This is a genomic window from Pseudovibrio axinellae (assembly GCF_900110875.1).
Taxonomy (GTDB): domain Bacteria; phylum Pseudomonadota; class Alphaproteobacteria; order Rhizobiales; family Stappiaceae; genus Pseudovibrio; species Pseudovibrio axinellae.
Genome location: NZ_FOFM01000009.1, coordinates 32,005 through 50,904 on the forward strand (window position 1 = coordinate 32,005; position 18,900 = coordinate 50,904).

At 49.8% G+C, this 18,900-nt stretch carries 19 protein-coding genes and 2 pseudogenes; 8 read left to right on the forward strand and 13 right to left on the reverse strand.

What is annotated here, in order from left to right; genetic code table 11:
* On the forward strand, positions 1 to 1,617 hold the full coding sequence (locus tag BMZ51_RS17590) for an ABC-F family ATP-binding cassette domain-containing protein (RefSeq protein WP_068010525.1): 1,617 nt from the start codon (positions 1 to 3) through the stop codon (positions 1,615 to 1,617).
* 117 nt (positions 1,618 to 1,734) lie between these two features.
* Here BMZ51_RS17590 and BMZ51_RS17595 read toward each other — a convergent pair whose 3' ends face one another.
* The 4 genes from BMZ51_RS17595 to BMZ51_RS17610 all read right to left on the reverse strand — a co-directional run bounded on the left by BMZ51_RS17595 (position 1,735) and on the right by BMZ51_RS17610 (position 6,557).
* Positions 1,735 to 2,235 carry a P-loop nucleotide/nucleoside kinase family protein gene (locus tag BMZ51_RS17595; protein ID WP_068010527.1) on the reverse strand — a complete coding sequence of 167 codons (501 nt, stop codon included), beginning with the start codon at positions 2,233 to 2,235 and terminating at the stop codon, positions 1,735 to 1,737.
* A 373-nt stretch (positions 2,236 to 2,608) separates the two neighbouring features.
* Positions 2,609 to 3,502, reverse strand: coding sequence for a sugar kinase (locus tag BMZ51_RS17600; protein WP_068010529.1), 894 nt, complete (start codon positions 3,500 to 3,502; stop codon positions 2,609 to 2,611).
* 57 nt (positions 3,503 to 3,559) lie between these two features.
* The gene (gene fbaA / locus BMZ51_RS17605) at positions 3,560 to 4,630 is read right to left on the reverse strand and encodes a class II fructose-bisphosphate aldolase (RefSeq protein ID WP_068004887.1); all 1,071 of its coding nucleotides are present in this window, start codon (positions 4,628 to 4,630) and stop codon (positions 3,560 to 3,562) included.
* A gap of 736 nt (positions 4,631 to 5,366) precedes the next feature.
* A complete protein-coding gene (locus BMZ51_RS17610) occupies positions 5,367 to 6,557 on the reverse strand; it encodes an MFS transporter (protein WP_068004886.1) in 1,191 nt (396 codons plus the stop codon).
* Positions 6,558 to 6,771: 214 nt separating this feature from the next.
* On the opposite strand from BMZ51_RS17610, the gene BMZ51_RS17615 reads away from it, so the two are divergent.
* Positions 6,772 to 7,680, forward strand: coding sequence for an EamA family transporter (locus BMZ51_RS17615; RefSeq protein ID WP_068004884.1), 909 nt, complete (start codon positions 6,772 to 6,774; stop codon positions 7,678 to 7,680).
* Positions 7,681 to 7,818: 138 nt separating this feature from the next.
* Here BMZ51_RS17615 and BMZ51_RS24340 read toward each other — a convergent pair whose 3' ends face one another.
* The 4 genes from BMZ51_RS24340 to BMZ51_RS24115 all read right to left on the reverse strand — a co-directional run bounded on the left by BMZ51_RS24340 (position 7,819) and on the right by BMZ51_RS24115 (position 9,529).
* Complete coding sequence (locus BMZ51_RS24340) at positions 7,819 to 8,016, reverse strand: NAD(P)-dependent oxidoreductase (protein WP_208979562.1); 198 nt, start codon at positions 8,014 to 8,016, stop codon at positions 7,819 to 7,821.
* 230 nt (positions 8,017 to 8,246) lie between these two features.
* Positions 8,247 to 8,468 carry a Rossmann-fold NAD(P)-binding domain-containing protein gene (locus BMZ51_RS24345; protein ID WP_208979563.1) on the reverse strand — a complete coding sequence of 74 codons (222 nt, stop codon included), beginning with the start codon at positions 8,466 to 8,468 and terminating at the stop codon, positions 8,247 to 8,249.
* 186 nt (positions 8,469 to 8,654) lie between these two features.
* The gene (locus tag BMZ51_RS17625; protein ID WP_068004882.1) at positions 8,655 to 9,041 is read right to left on the reverse strand and encodes a winged helix-turn-helix transcriptional regulator; all 387 of its coding nucleotides are present in this window, start codon (positions 9,039 to 9,041) and stop codon (positions 8,655 to 8,657) included.
* Between the two features lie 335 nt (positions 9,042 to 9,376).
* Positions 9,377 to 9,529 (reverse strand): hypothetical protein, encoded by a 153-nt coding sequence (locus tag BMZ51_RS24115; RefSeq protein WP_175485044.1) that lies wholly within the window; start codon positions 9,527 to 9,529, stop codon positions 9,377 to 9,379.
* Between BMZ51_RS24115 and BMZ51_RS24760 the strand changes: the two genes are divergently transcribed.
* Positions 9,470 to 9,667, forward strand: coding sequence for a hypothetical protein (locus BMZ51_RS24760; RefSeq protein ID WP_483150649.1), 198 nt, complete (start codon positions 9,470 to 9,472; stop codon positions 9,665 to 9,667). The genes BMZ51_RS24115 and BMZ51_RS24760 overlap by 60 nt on opposite strands.
* A gap of 405 nt (positions 9,668 to 10,072) precedes the next feature.
* Here the strand turns inward: BMZ51_RS24760 and BMZ51_RS24765 are convergent.
* From BMZ51_RS24765 to qhpR, 5 genes and pseudogenes are all read right to left on the reverse strand, one after another.
* Positions 10,073 to 10,200 (reverse strand): annotated as a pseudogene (locus BMZ51_RS24765) (IS6 family transposase); the annotation flags it as partial.
* Position 10,201: 1 nt separating this feature from the next.
* On the reverse strand, positions 10,202 to 10,411 hold the full coding sequence (locus tag BMZ51_RS17635; RefSeq protein ID WP_068004880.1) for a transposase domain-containing protein: 210 nt from the start codon (positions 10,409 to 10,411) through the stop codon (positions 10,202 to 10,204).
* 30 nt (positions 10,412 to 10,441) lie between these two features.
* Positions 10,442 to 11,004, reverse strand: a pseudogene (locus BMZ51_RS24770) (IS66 family transposase); the annotation flags it as partial.
* Complete coding sequence (locus tag BMZ51_RS24530) at positions 10,922 to 11,128, reverse strand: hypothetical protein (RefSeq protein WP_068004875.1); 207 nt, start codon at positions 11,126 to 11,128, stop codon at positions 10,922 to 10,924. The gene BMZ51_RS24530 and the pseudogene BMZ51_RS24770, both read right to left, overlap by 83 nt.
* 568 nt (positions 11,129 to 11,696) lie before the next feature.
* Positions 11,697 to 12,707, reverse strand: a complete 1,011-nt coding sequence (qhpR, locus tag BMZ51_RS17650; protein WP_074882207.1) for an AraC-like transcriptional regulator QhpR — start codon at positions 12,705 to 12,707, stop codon at positions 11,697 to 11,699.
* A gap of 288 nt (positions 12,708 to 12,995) precedes the next feature.
* Here qhpR and qhpG point away from each other — a divergent pair, with 288 nt between their 5' ends.
* The 5 genes from qhpG to peaD all read left to right on the forward strand — a co-directional run bounded on the left by qhpG (position 12,996) and on the right by peaD (position 18,850).
* Positions 12,996 to 14,330 (forward strand): flavin-dependent monooxygenase QhpG, encoded by a 1,335-nt coding sequence (gene qhpG, locus BMZ51_RS17655; protein ID WP_068004870.1) that lies wholly within the window; start codon positions 12,996 to 12,998, stop codon positions 14,328 to 14,330.
* Positions 14,331 to 14,440: 110 nt separating this feature from the next.
* Positions 14,441 to 15,985: a quinohemoprotein amine dehydrogenase subunit alpha gene (gene peaA / locus BMZ51_RS17660; RefSeq protein WP_068004869.1), complete on the forward strand. Its 1,545-nt coding sequence runs from the start codon at positions 14,441 to 14,443 to the stop codon at positions 15,983 to 15,985.
* A gap of 9 nt (positions 15,986 to 15,994) precedes the next feature.
* Positions 15,995 to 17,428 (forward strand): quinohemoprotein amine dehydrogenase maturation protein, encoded by a 1,434-nt coding sequence (gene peaB / locus BMZ51_RS17665; RefSeq protein ID WP_068004867.1) that lies wholly within the window; start codon positions 15,995 to 15,997, stop codon positions 17,426 to 17,428.
* Positions 17,425 to 17,748, forward strand: a complete 324-nt coding sequence (gene qhpC, locus BMZ51_RS17670; RefSeq protein WP_068004864.1) for a quinohemoprotein amine dehydrogenase subunit gamma — start codon at positions 17,425 to 17,427, stop codon at positions 17,746 to 17,748. The genes peaB and qhpC overlap by 4 nt, the downstream gene beginning before the upstream one ends.
* Before the next feature lie 19 nt (positions 17,749 to 17,767).
* Entirely contained in the window at positions 17,768 to 18,850 is a 1,083-nt protein-coding gene (gene peaD / locus BMZ51_RS17675) for a quinohemoprotein amine dehydrogenase subunit beta (protein WP_068004861.1), read from the forward strand.
* Positions 18,851 to 18,900: the final 50 nt, after the last annotated feature.

Genomic DNA, 18,900 nt, shown 5'->3' on the forward strand with positions numbered 1-18,900 from the left:
ATGCCTTTATCGATCTCCATCAACAATCTGTCATGGTCTCTTCCTGACGGCACTCCGCTTTTTTCTGATCTCAACCTGCAGTTTCCCCTTGCGCGCACGGGCCTGATTGGGCGCAATGGTACAGGTAAAACGACGCTGCTCAACCTGATTAGCGGTGCGCTGAGCCCTGTCTCCGGTTCCGTCGTTGTCCATGGTTCTATCGGCCTTTTGAAGCAACAGGTTCAAAACACGGGACAAGAAACTGTCGCCGATTTGTTTGGCATAACCGACGCCCTGCGTATCTTAAAGAATGCAGAAAACGGCACGGCTAGTGTGGACGAACTCAGCCGCGCTGACTGGATGCTTGAAAGCAAAGTGGAGACTGCCCTTGCACATATGGGGTTGGAATTTGACATGTTGCACCCACTTTCGGCGCTGTCTGGGGGGCAAGTTACCCGCTGTAGGTTGGCTGCGCTGCAGTTTCACGATGCCGATTTTTTGCTACTGGATGAGCCAACTAATAATTTGGATGCTGATGGGCGTATTGCGTTGTCATCGTTTCTCGCCAGATGGAACAAGGGGGCGATTGTCGTAAGCCATGACCGTCGTCTACTGGAGCAAGTTGACAATATTGTTGAGCTAACTACACTGGGCGCTTCAGCATTTGGCGGCAACTATAGCTTCTATAAGGCTCAAAAAGCCTTGGAACTTAGTGCAGCAAAGCAAAAACTAGCCGATTGTGAAAAGCAGATCAGCGATCTCAACCAAAAGATACAGGGTGTAGCGGAGCGCAAAGCCAGAAAAGATAGCACAGGACAGCACAGCCGCGCAAAGCGTGATCAGCCGAAAGTGCTTCTTAATGCCAGGCGAAATAAAGCGGAGAACACGCTTGGACAAAACACCAACCTAGCTACCAAATTGCGCGAGGACGCGCAAAAAAAGGCAAATGAAGCTCGTCTGAGTATTGAGGTGCTTGAGCCGCTAACTATGAGCATCGCCTCTTCTGGCATAGCGCTCGGGCAGACCGTGCTATGCGCGGAAAATCTGTGTTGCGGTTATAGCGAAGCAGAACCACAGATCGTTTCACTATCCCTCGTAATGATTGGGCCGGAACGTCGCGCAATCAGCGGGCCTAATGGGTCGGGTAAGACCACCCTGCTCAACACGCTAACTGGTCAGCTTCCGCCTTTGTCAGGGCGCTGCAACCTACACCCCACAGCGCGGATTTTAGACCAGCAGGTCAGCTTACTTGATGTAGATCTTTCAATTCTAGAGAACTTCAGGCGTTTAAACCCGGAACTAGAGGAAAATGCTTGTCGTGCGGTCCTTGCCCGCTTTATGTACCGAGGAGATGCGTCAACAAAGCTTGTTAAAACACTCAGCGGCGGCATGCTCCTCAGAGCCGGACTTGCATGCGTTCTCGGTGCAGCTCAACCGCCAAAACTTCTCATATTGGATGAACCTACAAACCATCTCGACATTGAGGCAACAAAGGCTATTGAAACGGGGTTGAATGCTTATGACGGGGCGTTGCTTGTGGTTAGCCACGACGCAGAGTTTTTGCAAAATATTGGAATAACAAGAGAAACAAACCTGAGCGATCTCGCAACCTTGCCCCAAACACTCAAACAGCTTTGACCTTCAAACCTATATTTGAGGTAAGGCCTGATCGCTTTCGCTGCCTCCCAATTAGTCAGGACCTAGGCGCTCAGATTTCGCAACCTCTTATCCCTTTGGAGACTTACAAGGTACATCTTAGACGGTCTGGAAATCGTGCAGGATAAGATTAAACCCTTCATCGGGTGTAGGTGGTTGAAAATACTTGGTAAACTGATCGAACTGCGCTTTGCTTACTGAGAACTGATGCTCACCTACTTCGTTCCGTACCCAAAGTCGCTCTTTGCACACTTCATCTGGCACTGAAAGGTAATGAAGCTCATGGGCAACCCCAGCCGCCCCAAAAAGGCTCTTTAACCATTTGCGATTTTGCACAGTGTTTGCAGGAAAATCTAACGCAACTGACACGCCTTGTTGTAACAAGTCTACTATATGTGGGCCAAGCGCTTGCCGCACGCGAGCCGAATATTTTACGTAATCTTCCAGTGTTTTCATCTCACCAGGAAAAAGCGTTGCATTCCAATGATCTTCACTGAGCAATACCGCACTGTGGTCTCTCACCAAGTGTGTCAACAGTGTTGATTTACCAGAGGCAATCTTCCCACAAACCATCAACAACTTCGTCTCTTGCGCAGTCATACTTCACCCTCAGAAGAGTATTCAAATACCTTTGTATAGAAGCAGGCTACCCAAAAAACCGCAATACAGCAGAGCAGTCTTCTCCCCTACTCCTGTTCGGTCGTAAAATCAGTACCTGATTGTTGGTACATGCTGGAGAGATTTAATGCGTGTGTTTGAAAAGGTCGCTCTTTTCCTCGGCGTATACATTCACCCTGTATGACCAAATAAAAACCCCACCTCAACGTGAGGCGGGGTTCTGTGAGTTTGCGAGTGCCACTTGAACGTTTGCCCAGTGTTGGGCGTATTATTATTTTTTTTCGTTCTTATTCTTTTTGTTTGGCTCTAAATGGCTTCGTCACTGGCGACTTCTGCACCAGAAAAGCCGCTTAGATTAATCACTCGCAGGAAAGTTTTTCTGCACATTGTCCAGATCCTGAACGGTTGGCAGAGAGGCCTCGTTTCCAAGGAACTGAATGGCATGAGCTGAGGCAGAGCGAGCCAGTTTGAAATGGTCCTCCCAGGCCCCCTTAGGGTTGGCCAGGTAACCGTAAACATACGCACCGTGGAACGTATCACCCGCCCCATTGGTGTCCAGTACACGTTCTTTGGGTACGCTCAGCGCAGCCAGACGTTTGATCGGAGACTTTGCTTCGTACCACAGCAGGCCTTTTTCGCCTTGCGTCACGCCGCCCACCTTAACGCCTTTGGCGCGCAGGTATTCCAGTGTGTCTTCAGCAGATTTGCCGAGTTGCTCACAAAAGAGTTCTGAGACGATAGCAACGTCAATATAGTCCAAAAGCTCCTCGGTGTTCTCACGCACAGCGCCGCCATCCAAAGAGGTCATGATACCGTGCTTGCGGCACGCTTTGGCGTAATGCAGAGCCGCTTCAGGAATATGACCGTCCACGTGGAGTGCTTGACAACCAGCAAGGTTCAGATCCGGAACCGGATGCAGAAAGTCGTTGTCGCGGCAGCGTACGATAGCGCGTTTGCCATCTTTGGGCATGATAAAGGAAAGCGAGCTTTCCTTTACCTTTGCGCTGTGGATGGGAATGGAATACTTGGCAGCCATATCGCGGAACATGCGCGACAGCCAATCATCGGCCATGGAACACAAAAGATCTGGAGAGATGCCCAGTTTTGCGCAAACGAAAGCTGCAGTGACGGCGTTACCGCCAAAGCTGACAGCGTAATCTTGCGCGATTGCCTTCTCATCACCTTCCGGCATGGTCTCTGACAAAAAGGTCACGTCGATGTAGGACTGGCCAATGAAAAGCGCTTTCATCCTGTACTCCATTCAAATCCAAGCCACTCAAACCATGAGTGGCTGATCAGGTCGTTCTTATTGCGCTAGAGATTTACCAGCACTTTGAAGGTCACCAAAGGCTTCTGTCAGACGAGTGACGATGCCTTCTTCGCCAGCACGCAATAGTTTGCGCGGGTCGTAGACTTTCTTATAAGGGACACCTGTGTCCGGGTCGATCTGATGTTTGAACGCATTTGGCGTTTCGAACACATAAGCACCAGCTTTTTCTGAGAATGCGAACTGAGTATCGGTGTCGATGTTCATTTTGAATACACCGTAACCAAGGCTCTCAGTGATTTTTGCTTTTTCAGAGCCTGAACCACCATGGAATACCAGTGGCAGCGGGTTTGCGCCCAGGTTGTGAGTTTCGCGAACCAGCTTCTGGCTTTCGCGCAGGATTTCAGGACGAAGCTTTACGTTGCCTGGTTTGTATACACCATGCACGTTGCCAAAGGACGCTGCAACGGAGAAGTGACCCAATGGGTTGAGGCGGTTATAAGCCTCCAGCACATCTTCAGGCTGAGTGTAAAGCTTTGGATTGTCAGAGCCGATGTCGTCGTCAGAACCAACGCCGTCTTCTTCACCACCGGTGCAGCCGAGTTCAATCTCAAGGCTCATCTGCAATGGTGCCATGCGCTTCAGCATACGTTCACTTTCAGACAAGTTCTCTTCCAGAGTTTCCTCTGAAAGGTCAAGCATGTGTGATGTAAACAGCGGGCGGCCATGGGTTCTAAAGTAATCTTCACCGTGCGAAACAAGTGCGTCGAGCCAAGGCACTAGCTTACGGTTTGCGTGGTCAGTGTGCAGAATAACGCATACACCATAATGTTTCGCGAGTAGATGCACATGTTGGGCTGCGGATACCGCGCCAAGAACACGTGCCTGGAAACTATCAGGCATCGCAGCACCAGCGTAGAACTGGGCGCCGCCGTTGGAGAGCTGAACAATAACGTCGGATTTGTTTGCAGCAGCTGCTTCAAGCACAGCGTTGATTGAGCTCGTGCCAACTACGTTAACTGCTGGAAGGGCATATTCGCCTTCACGTGCTGCCTGAATGAGGGTTTTGTATTCTTCGCCAAAAATGACGCCTGGACGCAGCTTTGTCACCTTTAAAGTCTCCCGATCGCATATTTGAGTGAGTTAAAAGCGAAGCCCGGGAGGAGGGAAAGCTGTAATGCAACAGCTGGGAACGGGCTTCGCTTTTACTCGTGTGGTTCGGTTGTTACTGGCCAGCTAAAAGGGAGTATAGCTGGCTGCAAGGCCCCGAATAAGGCCTGCCGAGGGTGGCGGCAAACCTTGTAGGTGAAAAACTTTTCACCGGGTGCAAAAAGATTTGAGCGGAAAATGCATCGAATTGCTGAAGAATGAAATAGGTTTAAATACGTATACCCGAAATGCAGAGGCAGCGACGGCTTAACCCGTGATGCGCTCCGAGACAGCGGGCTCGCTCCTGGTCGAAAAAATGACGAAGGGGAACGCTTGCATTCGTAGCGATCATACACTTCTCAAAGCACTTTGAAAGCACATATATCAGCTTGCCCTGGAGTAATAGGTATTGAAACCAATGACAGATTGTCGCCAAAAACTGTGCAATTGCAGGAATAAATATGGTTTTTGTGTCTGAGTAATGCACATTGCCGAAGAATTTTCAGGAAGCTATCATATTGACGAATAGGTCATCTGATCGAGTCGAGTGCTTTCCACGTGGCTTGCAGTCGAAGCTGGATGATTTCCAGCAAGTTTTTGAGACGCGAGTTTGATTTGTCTGCCCGTAAGCTCAGAAGCCATCGCCTCCGAACTTAACATTGACGTTTAAACTTGAAAACTGGCTGATGTCGCTCTGCTAAGCTTTAACTTCGCTCAGTTCTAAGCGGTTCGAAGACGAATAGATGAAATGGGCAAACAACGTGAACAGACCCAAACAAGTGAACATAAAAACGAACCAATAAAAATTCGAAGAAGGGAAACCCGCAATCATTAAAGCAAGCAGAAAGCCAAAGACGGATCTTTGAATGTAGGTCATGACGTTGATTACAGATAGGTAGCTTCCAAAAATATTCTTATCAACGATGCTCATGGCATAGGTGTTGAATGAGACACGGGTCGCAGAACCCGTTGCACCCAAAATTCCCGCCAAGATTACGATGACTTCCAGTGAAGGCGACAAGCTCATCACGAGCAGTGATAGCGTGAAGGTGGCCAGACAAGACCTCATGATGAGTAGTGCTGAGTGTTGCATGACGATGCGGCTAATCAAGAAACCTGATGCGGCAGCCCCTACGCCAAATGAAATCGAGATCATTGCGACAGAAGAGACTTCCAGTCCCAGTACACTATTAAAGTAGATCGGGTGTATGACATTAAGCATCATGATGGAGACGAAGGAGATGTTTGCGCTTACCCCAAGCAACAGCAAATCCTTACGCTTCAAAATAGCAAGAAAGACAATTTTCGAGACCCTGGTTTGTGGTGGTCTCACTCGTTGCTTAATAGGAATGAAGCTGAGCATAAGTGCCGATAATAAGAGCAGAAAACCATTGATCAATAAAATGAATTCAAAGTCACTGCTCTTAATGCTGTAGATCATCAACAAACCTGCAAGCAAGGTCGAGAGCTGCATTTCTACCTGCATCCAGCCATTGACTTTACCATGTTCCTTTTCAGCAAAGGCTTCCTGAATGAAGGCGGTCAAACTGTTATAAAAGAAGAGGAAAAAGATCTGAGAGGCAAAGTAGAAGACGCTCAGGCTGGTAATCTTTAAAACTGGATTGTTGTAGGCAAGTGATACAAGGTTCAGGACCACCCCCATCAAAACCACGCATACCACCAGAGTGTTGCGCCGAGGCAGACTATCTGTCAGCCGCCCGGCGATTGGCGAGAGAAAAATCAAGACGGTGCTCGCATACGTTGCCGTGAAGGCTAGAACTTTTTCTCCACCAAGAGAATTTGAGAGTTCCCAGGGAACAATCGTAAGTGCGATCCCCATCGCTACTGATGCAATAAAATTTGCAAAGAACAAAATAAGCAATTTCATTTCTATATCCTCCCAATAACAAAGCAACACATAAAGAAATAAAATACTATCTTTATTTATTGATGATTCGAATTCTCTCCGAAAAGTGATGTCAATTATTGTGTCGTTAAACTCAATATTATCTGAGTTTGTGCCCTTACCTTATTGCCATATATGATTTCTAGAGCGTGACTTATGCCTCTATAGTGAAATTGAAGAGTTGAGGAATTTTCAAATGGAACTGTGGATCCCGATCACCATTGCAGCTGCCTTTAGTCAGAACTTACGTTCTGCGTTACAAAAGCATTTGAAGGGAACCGTTGGCACCACAGGGGCTACATTCATCCGCTTTGGATTCGGGTTCCCCATAGCTTTGGCCTATCTTGGCGCTCTCCTGCTTTTTACGGGAGAGGGATTACCGGCAGTTAAGAATAGCTTTTACGCCGCGGCTGCCCTTGGCGGGCTCGCTCAGATCATTGCAACGTTTTTGCTGGTTTATTTGTTTTCTTACCGCAACTTCGCGGTTGGCACCGCCTATTCCAAAACAGAACCAGTGCAAGCGGCATTGTTTGGCTTCATCCTTTTGGGGGAAAAGCTTACGTGGTTTGGCATGACAGCCATTTCCGTTGGTATCATAGGTGTCTTGTGCATCAGCTTGGGAAAGGTCAAATTTACAGGCCGCTCGTTTACTGCCGCATTGTTTGGAAAACCAGCGCTCATTGGACTTTCAGCCGCAGCGTTTTTCGGCGCATCCGCCGCATTCGTCCGCACGGCTTCCTTATCGGTAGACGCAGAGTCCTTTTTGTTAAAGGCAGCCTTCGCGCTTGTTTGTGTCACAGGGTTTCAGTCTGTGGCGATGATGACATGGATGCTACGTGCCTGCCCAAGTGAGCTACGCGCTACGATCAAGAACTGGCGCATGTCCTGGCTTGTGGGTTTTGCAGGTATTGCTGGTTCTATCGGTTGGTTTACCGCGATGACCTTACAGCAAGTGGCTTACGTACGTGCACTGGCCCAAATTGAGCTTGTATTTACTCTTGCTGCATCCTGGATGTTCTTTCGCGAGAAAATCACAGTCATTGAGTTTTTAGGCTGTGTGTTGGTTGCCATCGGCGGCGTCGGTATCGTGCTGGCGGCGCCCTAAGGCATATTGGACCCGACTTGACCAACTGCATTGGTTGGTCTGCCCCTTGCAAAGTTATCAATATGCAAAATAACCTGGTCCCAAAGAGACTGCATTGCTTCTTCTGATGCCCAAGCCACATGCGGAGTAACAATTACATTAGGGCGATCGAGGATGGAAAGTAGCGGATTGTCTGCCTGTGGCAGGTTCGCTCATAAGTACGTCAAATCCAATACCCGACACACGGTTCTCGTTGATGGCAGTTACCAGAGCAAATTCATCCGCCAGACCCCCACGTGAAATATTAATAAGAATGGGCCTTTGACTCATTGCTTCAAATTCACATGTCGCGATCATACCACGTGTTTCAGGGGCAGCGGCGTATGCAAAGAAATTACATCACTGGTTTCCAACACCTCGCGCATGAAGTGTAACCAGCACGAACATCAGCCACCCCTTTCCGCTCAGCAAACACAACATCCATGCCCAAGGCCTTGCCGAGGCGTGCAGTAGCTTTGCCAAGTGTTCCAGCATCCAATGATACCTAAACGCGAACTAGTGAGGTCTTTTATAGGATGGCTAAAAAATCAGAAATTTCCAGATTTTTGCCATTCACCATTAATCACGTCCTGACGATCACCGAACAAAGAGCGGCGCAACGCAAAGATCAAAGCAAACGCAGGTTCTGCTAATGTGTTCACCGCATAACCACGCACGTTGGAAACAGAAATGCTCAGTTCATCACAGGTGGCAATGTCGACTTTGTCATAACCCGTTGCAGCTATGCAAATCAGTCGGAGTTCTGGCAACTGTTTGAGCACCTTGGAGGGAAGGTAACCTTATTAGTAATGCAAACCTGAACACCTTGAAGCCGATCTATCACCTCATCGGCCGTAGCGTTCTCGTATTCCGTCCATTCATAGGTCAAAGTTGGTTTCGAGATCTTAACGTTCGGTCCAGTTGTGTTGGGATCTAGAAAGGCGACTTTCAACTTACTAGCCCCCAAATGTTGGCAGCAACGCGTCGAAGACGGAGGTTGGTTCAATAGTTTCGTCGCTACCATTGCGTGCTTGCCCCCACTCGCTCATCACGTTGAGAACAGGAATCAGCGACATACCATCTTTGGTAAGCGAATATTCCACACGAACCGGCGCACTGGTAAAAACTTCGCGGCGCAAAATAGCATCATTCTCCAATTCTCGTAAGGAACGTGCAAGCATCCGATCAGAAGCTCCCGGCATTAGTTTCTGTAATTCTGAGAAACGCTTTGCGCCTGATAAAAGGTGGAACATAAGAACTGGTTTCCACTTGCCCCCAATCGTTGCAACAGTGGTTTCAATCGCACTTAAGGATTTCTCGAGAGGGATTGTCTCGCCAGCCATATTCTTAAACCGCTCATATTCCTGTCCGTTGCCACTCGTTATGCGAGTAGAACATTATAACTCGCGTTGCTACCTCAATTTTTACTCAAAATCAAATGACGGTTCAGGGGGATAGCAAGTGAAGGAATCTGTTTAAGTTGGAAGTTTTTATCCGTGTTTGAATAGCTGAAGGCCTATTTTAACCTCCGGCCGATTTGATGCGCATCTGATCCAATTGAACTATTAAATTTCTGTAAGAAACTTGGCGGGGCAAGAAGCGCGACTATTCTATGTCGACGAACGGCTACAGCAACTGAGCGATATCGGCAATCATTTGGAGGCTTACGGTCAAACTATCAATTTTGTAATTTTCCGAAATAGTCATCGCCGATGATAGTAGCAGAAGCGGGCGTACCCCTGTCGATCCAGTCCTCGTGTTCAGGACCCTGATCATTCAAGCACAGAACAATCTTCGTGATGAGCATGCCGGACTTATGAAAAATGGCCATCTGTCTTTTGTGCGCTTCCTTGGTTTGAGCTTCTACGACAAAGTGCCCGATGCAAAGACTGAGCTCACCCCCATTTCAGGACCACCCGGCGGTAAGATTTTCCAAGGGCTCCGCCTAGGTCAGGGTATCTTCTACTGAGCATTCACAGCGATGCAGGGGCTTATTTCCAATAATGACATGAGGACGAATCTCGTGTAGTCTCTACGTCAAGTCTCTAACTTTTCACCGGAATCTTAAAGGCTCAAAAACCTGCGCGCATCAAAGCATTCAGCCCCCAGAGAACCGTTAGAGCTTTCAATGACTGCATTGTCTGGCAGTATTTTCTTGTTGTGAAAAGACGAGGAAGTTATCTTTCGCGTGGGCCAAAGCAGGACAAAAACTCGCGTGCTGCAAGTTCAGTCTGGCGCTGGTCACAAAAGTTTTCTCCAGGCGCATCTTAAGCGTCAAACATAGCTGCATGTTCCCATCGCAAGAGAGTGTTGATGCAGTAGAGGTGAATGTCGATTGCGGAGCGTTCCTGGTGACCGGGGACAAATAGATTACGTAAGCCGGCCCGAACTTAAACACCACATGCGGATGGTTTCATACGAGACCACAATGTCCCGCACCAGCAGCACCTCTTCTAGTTCGCGCATGCTAAATGACAAGCGGTCATAAAGCGGAAGCGAGCGGTCAGTGCGCCATGATTTCTTCTTGACTTTGCTGTTTTGAGCACGAGTTCCAGGTTAAGAGCTCTGGAAGGAGGTTGATCTTTTGCTCGTTGATACGTGCAAGGATACCTTCGAGATAGGTTTGCAGGTTGAGACCGTTGAGTTTGACGGTCTCAATCAAAGTCAAGGCGTCAGCCAAAGTTTCACCACCTGCAATAGATCCGGCGGACATCCAGTTTTTCCTGCCCATCACCACTGGCTTGATGGAGCGTTCTGCGGCATTGTTGTCAATGGCGATCCGGCCGTCCGCAAAAACAGGGTAAAGGCGTGCCAGTGTGACAAGCCATAGGGTATGGCCTTTGTCAGGTTCGACTTTCCGGAGATCCGGTCAAGTTGCGTTTGAACCAAGTTTTGAAGTCGTTCGCTATGGGTCTGCTGTATTTCTCACGGAACTCCCGGCGGCTTGTCATTGATCTAGCGCTCGATATTGTAGAGCTTGCCTATTTCATGCAGGGCATGCTCTGCAGGTTACGATTTTGTGGCGGTAAAGATATCATAATAGCCGCGACGCCAATGAATCCAACAGGCCGCTTCTTTTATTCTGCCTGCATCGTAAAGTTGCCCGTAGCCCTCTAGGCAACTGCTAGGAAAATGCCGAAAACTCTTTGAGATAGTCTCCGTGGTTTTCGGTCTTACGATCCGCAGAGAACCACTAGGCTGCAATAGGTGAGGCCGGCGATCATCACATACATAGGTCCAGATCCGCCCTTGCTTCTTTAGCTTCTCCAGACCTGGAGCTTGCGTTGAAGTGCTGACCCAACACATCAATTGGCGTGTCACCGGTGTGCGATCCATCTGACGTCATGATCTGGTTTTTGATGAGCTCGCTTAAAGGATTGAGCGTTTTCATGGAGAGCTTAAACCAGTAGGAAAGCTTGGCGCACGGCACTTCAATGTCATTGCCTCTCTAAGACTTTCCTCTGCCGGTAGAGAGGAAAGTGATCATCAAGTTTGAAGAGCAAAATCTGGAAAAACTGGCCGACTCCAGCACTGGAATGAGCAATAGGTCGTGTTGGGGGGGGGCACTTGCACGGCCTTTTCACAAGAGCAGCAGGGTTTCTTAGGCCTTGCGTTCCATATCCCCACACACTCGAGGCTTGCCGCACATTGGTTTGATTGGCTCACCAAGTGTATCTTGAAATCAGATAAGGAACAGGTGGCTGATCTTCTTCCGCTCATGTGGCGGGTGAGGCATCTGGGCATGTTCCAGCGCCAGTTCAAGCTGCTCAATCTGGCAATCAATCTTTTCCAAAGAAGAGCCAAAACGTTATTTTCGAAGTATTGTTAGTGTCAGGCGCAAGTGGGAAATCAGATCCAAAACAAACACGTAACGCGGCCCTGAGCGGGCACTTACGGTCAAAAAGACCATTGTTTGGTGAAAGCCCACAGCTGTCTCCGTTATTCCAAGTATAGATTCCTTAGTCCACACTCGAAAACCACCCGTTCTACCGATAACCTCATTCTTCTTGGGTGTTGAGGCGGCGGTATTGGGCCGGGGTTATGGATTTCTTTTGTTTGAATGCCCGTTCAAAGGCTGTTGTGTCGGAGTAGCCTAAATTGGAGGCAATTGTGGGTAGCGACAAGGCGCAATCACTCAACAGCCGGGTTGCCACTTGCATTTTGCAGGCGGAGAGAATTTCTGAGTAGGGGCGCTGCGTTTCGTTCAGTTTCCGCCGTAACGTTCTGCGGGACATACCCAATGACTTGGCAATGTCTGTCTGGTCGATATCTCCATGACCTAGCCGGCGCATTATTTCCCGTTGCACCCTGATCTCAAGGGGAGCCATCTTCCCTAGTTGAGCTGCTTCGGAGCAAAATGGTGCGGTGATCGCACCAAAAGAGTTTATCGGTGGATTCTGCAGTGGAGGCCCGAGTAATCGTGCCGGGAACCTTAGCTGATTGACGCTTGAATTAAATATGACCGGACACCGAGGCCCTGCGTACAGGCTTCTTTGAATCGCGCTTGGCCCGTGTTCAAAAGAAACGGAAGAAGGGTACCTGTCATTTCCAGCTGCGTATCTGACCAGGCTCGCAAAGACAGCCATGGTTAGTTCCGCATCCTGCTGGCGTGGCCAGATCGAAAGATCAAGAATGCGATAGGACAGAACTGCCTCGTCCCCATCAATCGTCAACATCAGCTCTGAGTCACTTTGCACGATGGCAAAAGCTCTCTCAAAAAGAGATAAGGCCGCCCAAAGGTTCGGTGCTTCCAAACACAGTTTTCCAACCTCACCAAGGTTTGCAAGGTTGAATCGAGAGCCAACCAGCCAGCCAAAATCTGGTAGTGCAAGTTGCTCAGCAGCGACTTCAGAAAAGCGGACAAATTTGCTTAAAGGAACAGAGCCATTTAGAGCTTGGTTTTCAATGCCTGCGCGATCGCACAGCTCTCGCACGTTCCCTCCCCTCGTGCTTGCCACTTGGAATGGGTCTTTAAGTGCTGTCGAAACGATATTGGAACAATAATCCACGGTCGTTAGTTCTCCAGACGCCTACATCCTCGTAATCCTTTTCGAACGTTTTTTTGCTCTTGCTCTTTTAAGCGCTCTCTTTTCATCAACTGTTGCCGATGCACCGAAAGAAGAAAAGGCCAACTGCTGAAAAAAAGACGGGCTTCGTGTCAAATTGTCGCATTTGTCCGAAATTGTCGGATTGTTGTCCGAAACTGTCGGAGCCATCTGAATGCCTCTCATCCTAAGCTAAATCGCTCAAATTCACGGGGACGGCCGTTTAATACGCCGTGAGGAAGAGAGGCGATCATGTTTGATCTGGTTATTGCCGGAGCAGGCCCGGCTGGAGCGATAGCCGCCACCTTACTGCACCGAGGTGGGTTTCAGGTTGCCCTTGTCAGTCCGCACATCCCTCACGCAGCACCAAGTTTGAAAGAACATGCGCGCATTGAAGGCATGTCTGAACGCGTCTTTAAAATCCTATCCGAGCTTGATCTACCAACTGAGGGCGTTTTCCCGGCTCGGCAACGATCTATATATTGGGGTGGCTTAGAAAGCCGAGTGAACCGGGAGCACCTTGTCGACAGAACGGTTTTTGATCAAGCCTTGCAGGAGAAAGCCCGCAGCACAGGGGTAAGCTTGGTTTCAGGCCTTGTGCGCACCATCACTAAGGACCAAAACGAGTTGCTGCTTGATGATGGCAGCATTCTGAAAGCAGGCCTTGTTGTTGAAGCGCGTGGGCGCAGAGCTCCGAGCCGCACAAATAGCCTTCGTAGCCATCCAACACTTGCGATTTGCGGGTTTACCGCTCCAAGCATGAAAGAAACCGCACAAGCGGCTTCAATTTCTGCTTTGCCAAGCGGGTGGCTCTGGCAGGCGAGCGAGCCAGGTTTGGGCACTTGGAGCCAGCTTGTTGTTGATGCGACGTCCCTTCCCCCAGGGCAAGAGGGGCTTGAAAGTGTCTGGCGTGAGACATTAGCCGCAGCAAGCTCTGCCGCTCCAACTGGTCCACCAGAGTTTCCCAAGGACCCAGTCGTCCGCAGCTGTGAGTTGCGGCTCACCACGCCAGAACTTGACCCTCAACTTCTGACCATCGGTGATGCCGCAATCGCGATTGACCCGCTTTCAGGCCATGGACTGTTTTGGGCAATTTCATCAGCACTTATGTGCCCGGTTCTTGCCAGAGCGGTTTTAGATCGGGAGACAGGTCTTGCGAAGACGTTCTATCGCAACCGGGTGCAGGAAACTTTCTGGCGACAGGCGCGCGTTGGGCGAGACTTCTACCAGCTTGCTCATGAAGAGATGAAAAGCGTTTTTTGGTCCAACCGCGCCTCTTGGCCAGACACCAAACCCTCTCATGCGAACATAGAGAAACCGGCGATAAAACAACAAGTTATTGTGAGAGATGGGAAACTTAAAAAGGCCGATACGCTGCTATCAGCTCTGGACCCCAATGGGGTTGCTTTTATTGAAGGCCACGAGCTGATTCCGATTTTAAAGCGCCTTGGAAAAGGGCCAATGCCAAACCCCGCTGATTTCCATGCGCAAATTCTACCTGACACTGACAGAGCGACTGCTGAACACGTGCATGCATGGATTGCCCATCGAAAGCAGGCTGGTGGCCTGCCGGACACCCTCCTGTGATCGGCGCCAGATTAGCTAATCAGGAGACTACTGAGAAATTTAAACCCAAAGCAATTTGCCCGTGCGTTTTACCCAAAACGATCGAAGCGACCCAGAGGAGAGGACCAAAAATGAGGGCGACAACTTTCCAAGTGTCTGCCGTTGCACTGCTCCTGTTTACAACAGGAACCGCTGCAAATGCAGACGAGCAATTACTCGACCAAGCATGCAATGGCTGTCATAGCGAGACCAGTAATGGTCTCAGCCGGATAGACGGTCAGCGCAAAACTCCTGAAGGCTGGCTCATGACCATTGTACGCATGAGGCAAATTCATGGAATGGAACTGAGCAATAAAGACCAAGCCACACTTGTTGGTTACCTATCCGATACCCAAGGATTAGCGCCATCAGAAGCAGCAGCCTACCGATATGTATTGGAGAGAGATCCGGACATACAAGAGAGTTTTGAGGAGCCTTTCGCCTCAATGTGTACGCGCTGCCATACAGGCGCCCGTGTGGGTCTGCAGCGCCGAAGCGAAGAAGAGTGGCTTCTTCATATGGACTTTCATGTAGGTCAATTTCCAACAATTGAATATCAAGCACTTGGCCGTGATCGTCAGTGGTATGAGATTGCTAAGACAAACATTGCCCCGGCTCTCGCCGAACGTTTCCCATTAGAGACAGAGGCTTGGAAAACCTGGCAGAGCGCCCCTAAAGTCGCCGTGGATGGTGACTGGGTGGTGTTGACCGAACTTCCCGGGCTTGGTCAGGCCTACGGCACCTTCTCGGTAACCGGTTCCTCCTCTCCTCATAAGATCGAAGGCAACATCACGCTGAGCGATGGTACAGAGCATACCGTTTCAGGGAGGATGAACTTTTACACCGGCTATGAATGGCGTGCGAACGTCAAGATAAACGGCAAAACCTATCGTCAAATTTTAGCGATGTCAGAAGATGGAAAGCATCTTAAAGGCCGTCAGTTTCTCCGATCTAAAGACAGCCTGGGCGCACGTTTTACGGGTGTCAAAAAAGGTCAAGGGCCTGCAATTATAGGAACTGTGCCAGCCGCCCTGCCCGCTGGTCAAAACACCTTACAGTTTGTCGGCACTGAACTTGAAAACCTCAGTCTTTCCGATGCATCAGATAGCGCTATTATGGGTTCCGCTTCCACAAATAATGCAGGAGCGTCGCTATCACTGCAAACCACCGGAAACGGTCAGCTCACGTTAGAGGCAGATAACGTTGGCTATAAACTATCCCACTACGACAGCATTGACCGGTTAGTCGTTGAACCAGCCTTCACAATTGCGCGCGTCGGTGGTGGGTCTGATGTCGGCCCGGACCGCGTTCCTGCACGGTTTAAAGCTATCGGATACTGGAATGGTCCGGACGGAGAGCCAGGCACGCAAGACGATGTTCGCATTGGTGAAGTCCCGGCAACTTGGTCCATGAGCAACCATAATGAAGCTGCTGCTGACATGGGAGACGCCAAGTTCGCTGGATATCTCGACCAGACAGGTATTTTCACTCCAGCCGTTGCGGGACCGAATGCTGAGCGTCGCTTTTCAACCAACAATGCTGGTGACCTCAAAATCTCTGCTGAGGCTATGGGACTAAAGGCTGAATCTCAGCTCATTGTCACCGTTCAGCGTTTTGTTGATCCACCGATCCGATAGGAGCTAATAATGGGATATCTTCACTATCACCCATATAACGGGCACCATGTTGAGGTGGAAGGCAAGGAGCTTTTGTTCCATATTCCCACCACTTCACTATTCGAAATTGATGCGCTTGACCGCAAATTGCTGGATTTCTTTGCGCAAAGGGGTTCGGTCAATCAGGACGACATTGCAACCAGTTTCGCAGGGGAAGTACCACAGGATCTGGCTCAGCGTATTCAAGGCTATCAGGAACTGGACCTGATCGGGGACACCATCGATGCCAAGGCAGAGCGTTCGCCTGTTAAGATCGAGAACTTCCCACTCACTACAATCGTTCTCAACGTCAATACGGGCTGCAATCTGGCTTGTAGTTACTGTTACAAGGAAGACTTGGAGACGCCATCACGTGGGCAAAAAATGGCGCTTGAAACTGCGATCAAGTCCATCGACCTGCTGCTGAAAGAAAGTCCAGATCGCGATAGCTACAATATCGTTTTCTTCGGCGGCGAACCCCTTTCAAACCTGAGTCTTATCCGAGACGTTGTCGAGCATGCGGAGCCTCGTTTTGCAAAGCTCGGCAAAAAAGTTGACTTCAGCCTCACAACAAATGCGACCCTATTAACAGAAGACATGGTGGACTGGCTGGATGCCCATCGGTTTGGCCTGACAGTCTCCATGGATGGGCCGAAAGCTCTTCATGACCGAAACCGAAAAACCATCAGCGGCAAAGGGACCTATGACGTCGTGGCAACAAAAGCCAAGATGCTCCTGTCACGTTATCGCTCTCGCCCTGTTGGTGCACGAGTCACACTGACAGCTGGGGTGACAGCGGTTGAGGAAATCTGGGATCACCTGAAAAATGACCTTGGGTTTGCTGAGGTCGGCGTTTCGCCAGTTACATCGGGGGAGTTTGCTGTCTTCAACCTTAGTGGAGAGGAACTCCAGACTGTCTTTGAGGGAATGAAGTCACTTGGCCGTCATTATTTGGCTGAAGCTCTGCAAGGCCGCAATATCGGTTTCTCCAATATGCACCAGTTGATGCAAGACCTTTACGAGGGCCGTTCCAAAGCCCTGCCTTGCGGTGCGGGCGTCGGCATGCTGGCGGTGGACAATGAGGGTGACCTAAACCTTTGTCATCGTTTCACCGGATCAGACATGCAGCGCTATGGCAACGTTGACGATGGCATAGCACGCAAGGAGCTTTCCCAGTTCATAGAAGCGCGCGCAGATCGTACCGATAAAGGGTGCTCCACCTGCCGCATTCGCAACCTGTGCGCCGGAGGGTGTTATCACGAAAGCTACGCTCATTTCTCAGACCCATTGTCACCCACCTATCACTATTGCGACCTGATGCGCGACTGGGTTGATTTTGGGATCGAAATTTATAGCGAGCTGATCAACAAAGCTCCCGAGTTCATCATCACACACATTGCGCCGCGGAGGGCGAACGGAAAATGAAACCGCTTAATCAGAAAGCTGAGCGCGTCCAACGTGCCGCCGCAACAGACAAGATGGATGAAGTCCGCGCAATGCAAACCATAACGGCTGGGTGCTCGGCAACATTTGACCCTGGTTGGGAGGTTGACCCGTTTGGTGGCGTAGCCGCCCTTTGCCAGCCTATGGAAGCTGATCTTTATGGTTGCTCGGACCCGTGCTGGTGGCCTGCACAAGTTCCGGACACGATGGTGAGCCACCCGAAATGGACCAGCGGCGCGGATAACGCGGGCAAGGACTGGCGTTCACTCGGTTCCGTGTTTCCATCTGACTCTGAAACATAATAGCGAGGGAAGACAAACCATGCTGAAACAATCCCTGATAGCGATCGTGTGTACCGTGGTGTTCGCTGGTCCATCGCTCGCAAGAGATTTACTTGTCACCGCGGCTCGACCTGGCAATCTTTACGTTTTTGAAGCCCAGAACAGGAAGCTAATAAAAGACTGCGATCTTGGTTCATCTCCTGTCCCCGGTGTCATCGCCATGTCGCCAGGTGGCAAAGTCGCATACGTGCTCGTGAATTTGTGGCAGGATGTGGTCGGTATCGACATTGAAACATGCGAGAAGGTATTTTTTGCTAAGCAGTCAGAGGGGGACGTTACACGACGCTCCATCGCATCTCTGGCGGTCTCCAAAGATGGAAAAGAGCTGTACACCGTTCGCAATCCGGTTCGAAAACACTCTGACAGACTAGAAGTCATGCCAGCAGAATTTGCTGTATATGACACCAATGCAGGGCTCCAGGCAGAGCCGCGCTTGGTCCATGAGGCACCAAGACGTTCCACTGTTATGGCAACTGATCGCAAAGGGGCGGTCTATGTGGCTGGACATGATATTTACAGTATTGATCCCGCCACAGGGCAGACCGACATCGCGATAGCCAATGCCAGTTGGAACCGGCCAACTTACAGCCCACCAGACGTGTTAGCTTTCTGGCCAATTGGCAGCCAAAATGATGAGTTCATGTTGCTCTATACTGCCGCCATCTTTGCAGATGAGACGAAGTCCGAACTTGCCGATTTTGTGTGGGGCTATCAGAGCGTTGATTTAACAACAGGCGAGAGCGTCATTGAAGACTTTACCTCCATGGAGGTCTTGATGTTCTCTGCTGTGAGGTCACCGGTTGATCAATCTAAGCTCTACGGAGTTTACACTCAGCTCTCCAAGCATGACGTTGAAACAAAGGAGTTGATCAAGCGAATTGATCTGCCACATACCTATTATGTCATCAACATTTCCTCCGATGGTAAAGAGATTTATGTCGGCGGCACATCAGATGACATCGGCGTATATGACGCTGAGAGCTTGGAGCGTATAGGTGAAATGCGAATTCCGTCCGGTGGTGATATGTCCGTTTCCACCATTCAAATTGTTCAGGCCAAATGAGAGTCCCCTCTCAACCATTTGGTTTGAAAAATGTGTATCCCGGCCTTTTC

Bases quoted from the DNA above. Each gene is read 5' to 3' on its own strand.
- BMZ51_RS24115 (WP_175485044.1), bottom strand. From the start codon at position 9,529: ATGGCCATTTTTCATAAGTCCGGCATGCTCATCACGAAGATTGTTCTG.
- BMZ51_RS17600 (WP_068010529.1), bottom strand. From the start codon at position 3,502: ATGAAAGCGCTTTTCATTGGCCAGTCCTACATCGACGTGACCTTTTTG.
- peaD (WP_068004861.1), top strand. From the start codon at position 17,768: ATGCTGAAACAATCCCTGATAGCGATCGTGTGTACCGTGGTGTTCGCT.
- BMZ51_RS17635 (WP_068004880.1), bottom strand. From the start codon at position 10,411: ATGTCCGCCGGATCTATTGCAGGTGGTGAAACTTTGGCTGACGCCTTG.
- BMZ51_RS17610 (WP_068004886.1), bottom strand. From the start codon at position 6,557: ATGAAATTGCTTATTTTGTTCTTTGCAAATTTTATTGCATCAGTAGCG.
- BMZ51_RS17590 (WP_068010525.1), top strand. From the start codon at position 1: ATGCCTTTATCGATCTCCATCAACAATCTGTCATGGTCTCTTCCTGAC.
- BMZ51_RS17595 (WP_068010527.1), bottom strand. From the start codon at position 2,235: ATGACTGCGCAAGAGACGAAGTTGTTGATGGTTTGTGGGAAGATTGCC.
- peaB (WP_068004867.1), top strand. From the start codon at position 15,995: ATGGGATATCTTCACTATCACCCATATAACGGGCACCATGTTGAGGTG.
- BMZ51_RS17615 (WP_068004884.1), top strand. From the start codon at position 6,772: ATGGAACTGTGGATCCCGATCACCATTGCAGCTGCCTTTAGTCAGAAC.
- peaA (WP_068004869.1), top strand. From the start codon at position 14,441: ATGAGGGCGACAACTTTCCAAGTGTCTGCCGTTGCACTGCTCCTGTTT.
- BMZ51_RS17625 (WP_068004882.1), bottom strand. From the start codon at position 9,041: ATGGCTGGCGAGACAATCCCTCTCGAGAAATCCTTAAGTGCGATTGAA.
- BMZ51_RS24340 (WP_208979562.1), bottom strand. From the start codon at position 8,016: ATGATCGCGACATGTGAATTTGAAGCAATGAGTCAAAGGCCCATTCTT.
- qhpG (WP_068004870.1), top strand. From the start codon at position 12,996: ATGTTTGATCTGGTTATTGCCGGAGCAGGCCCGGCTGGAGCGATAGCC.
- qhpC (WP_068004864.1), top strand. From the start codon at position 17,425: ATGAAACCGCTTAATCAGAAAGCTGAGCGCGTCCAACGTGCCGCCGCA.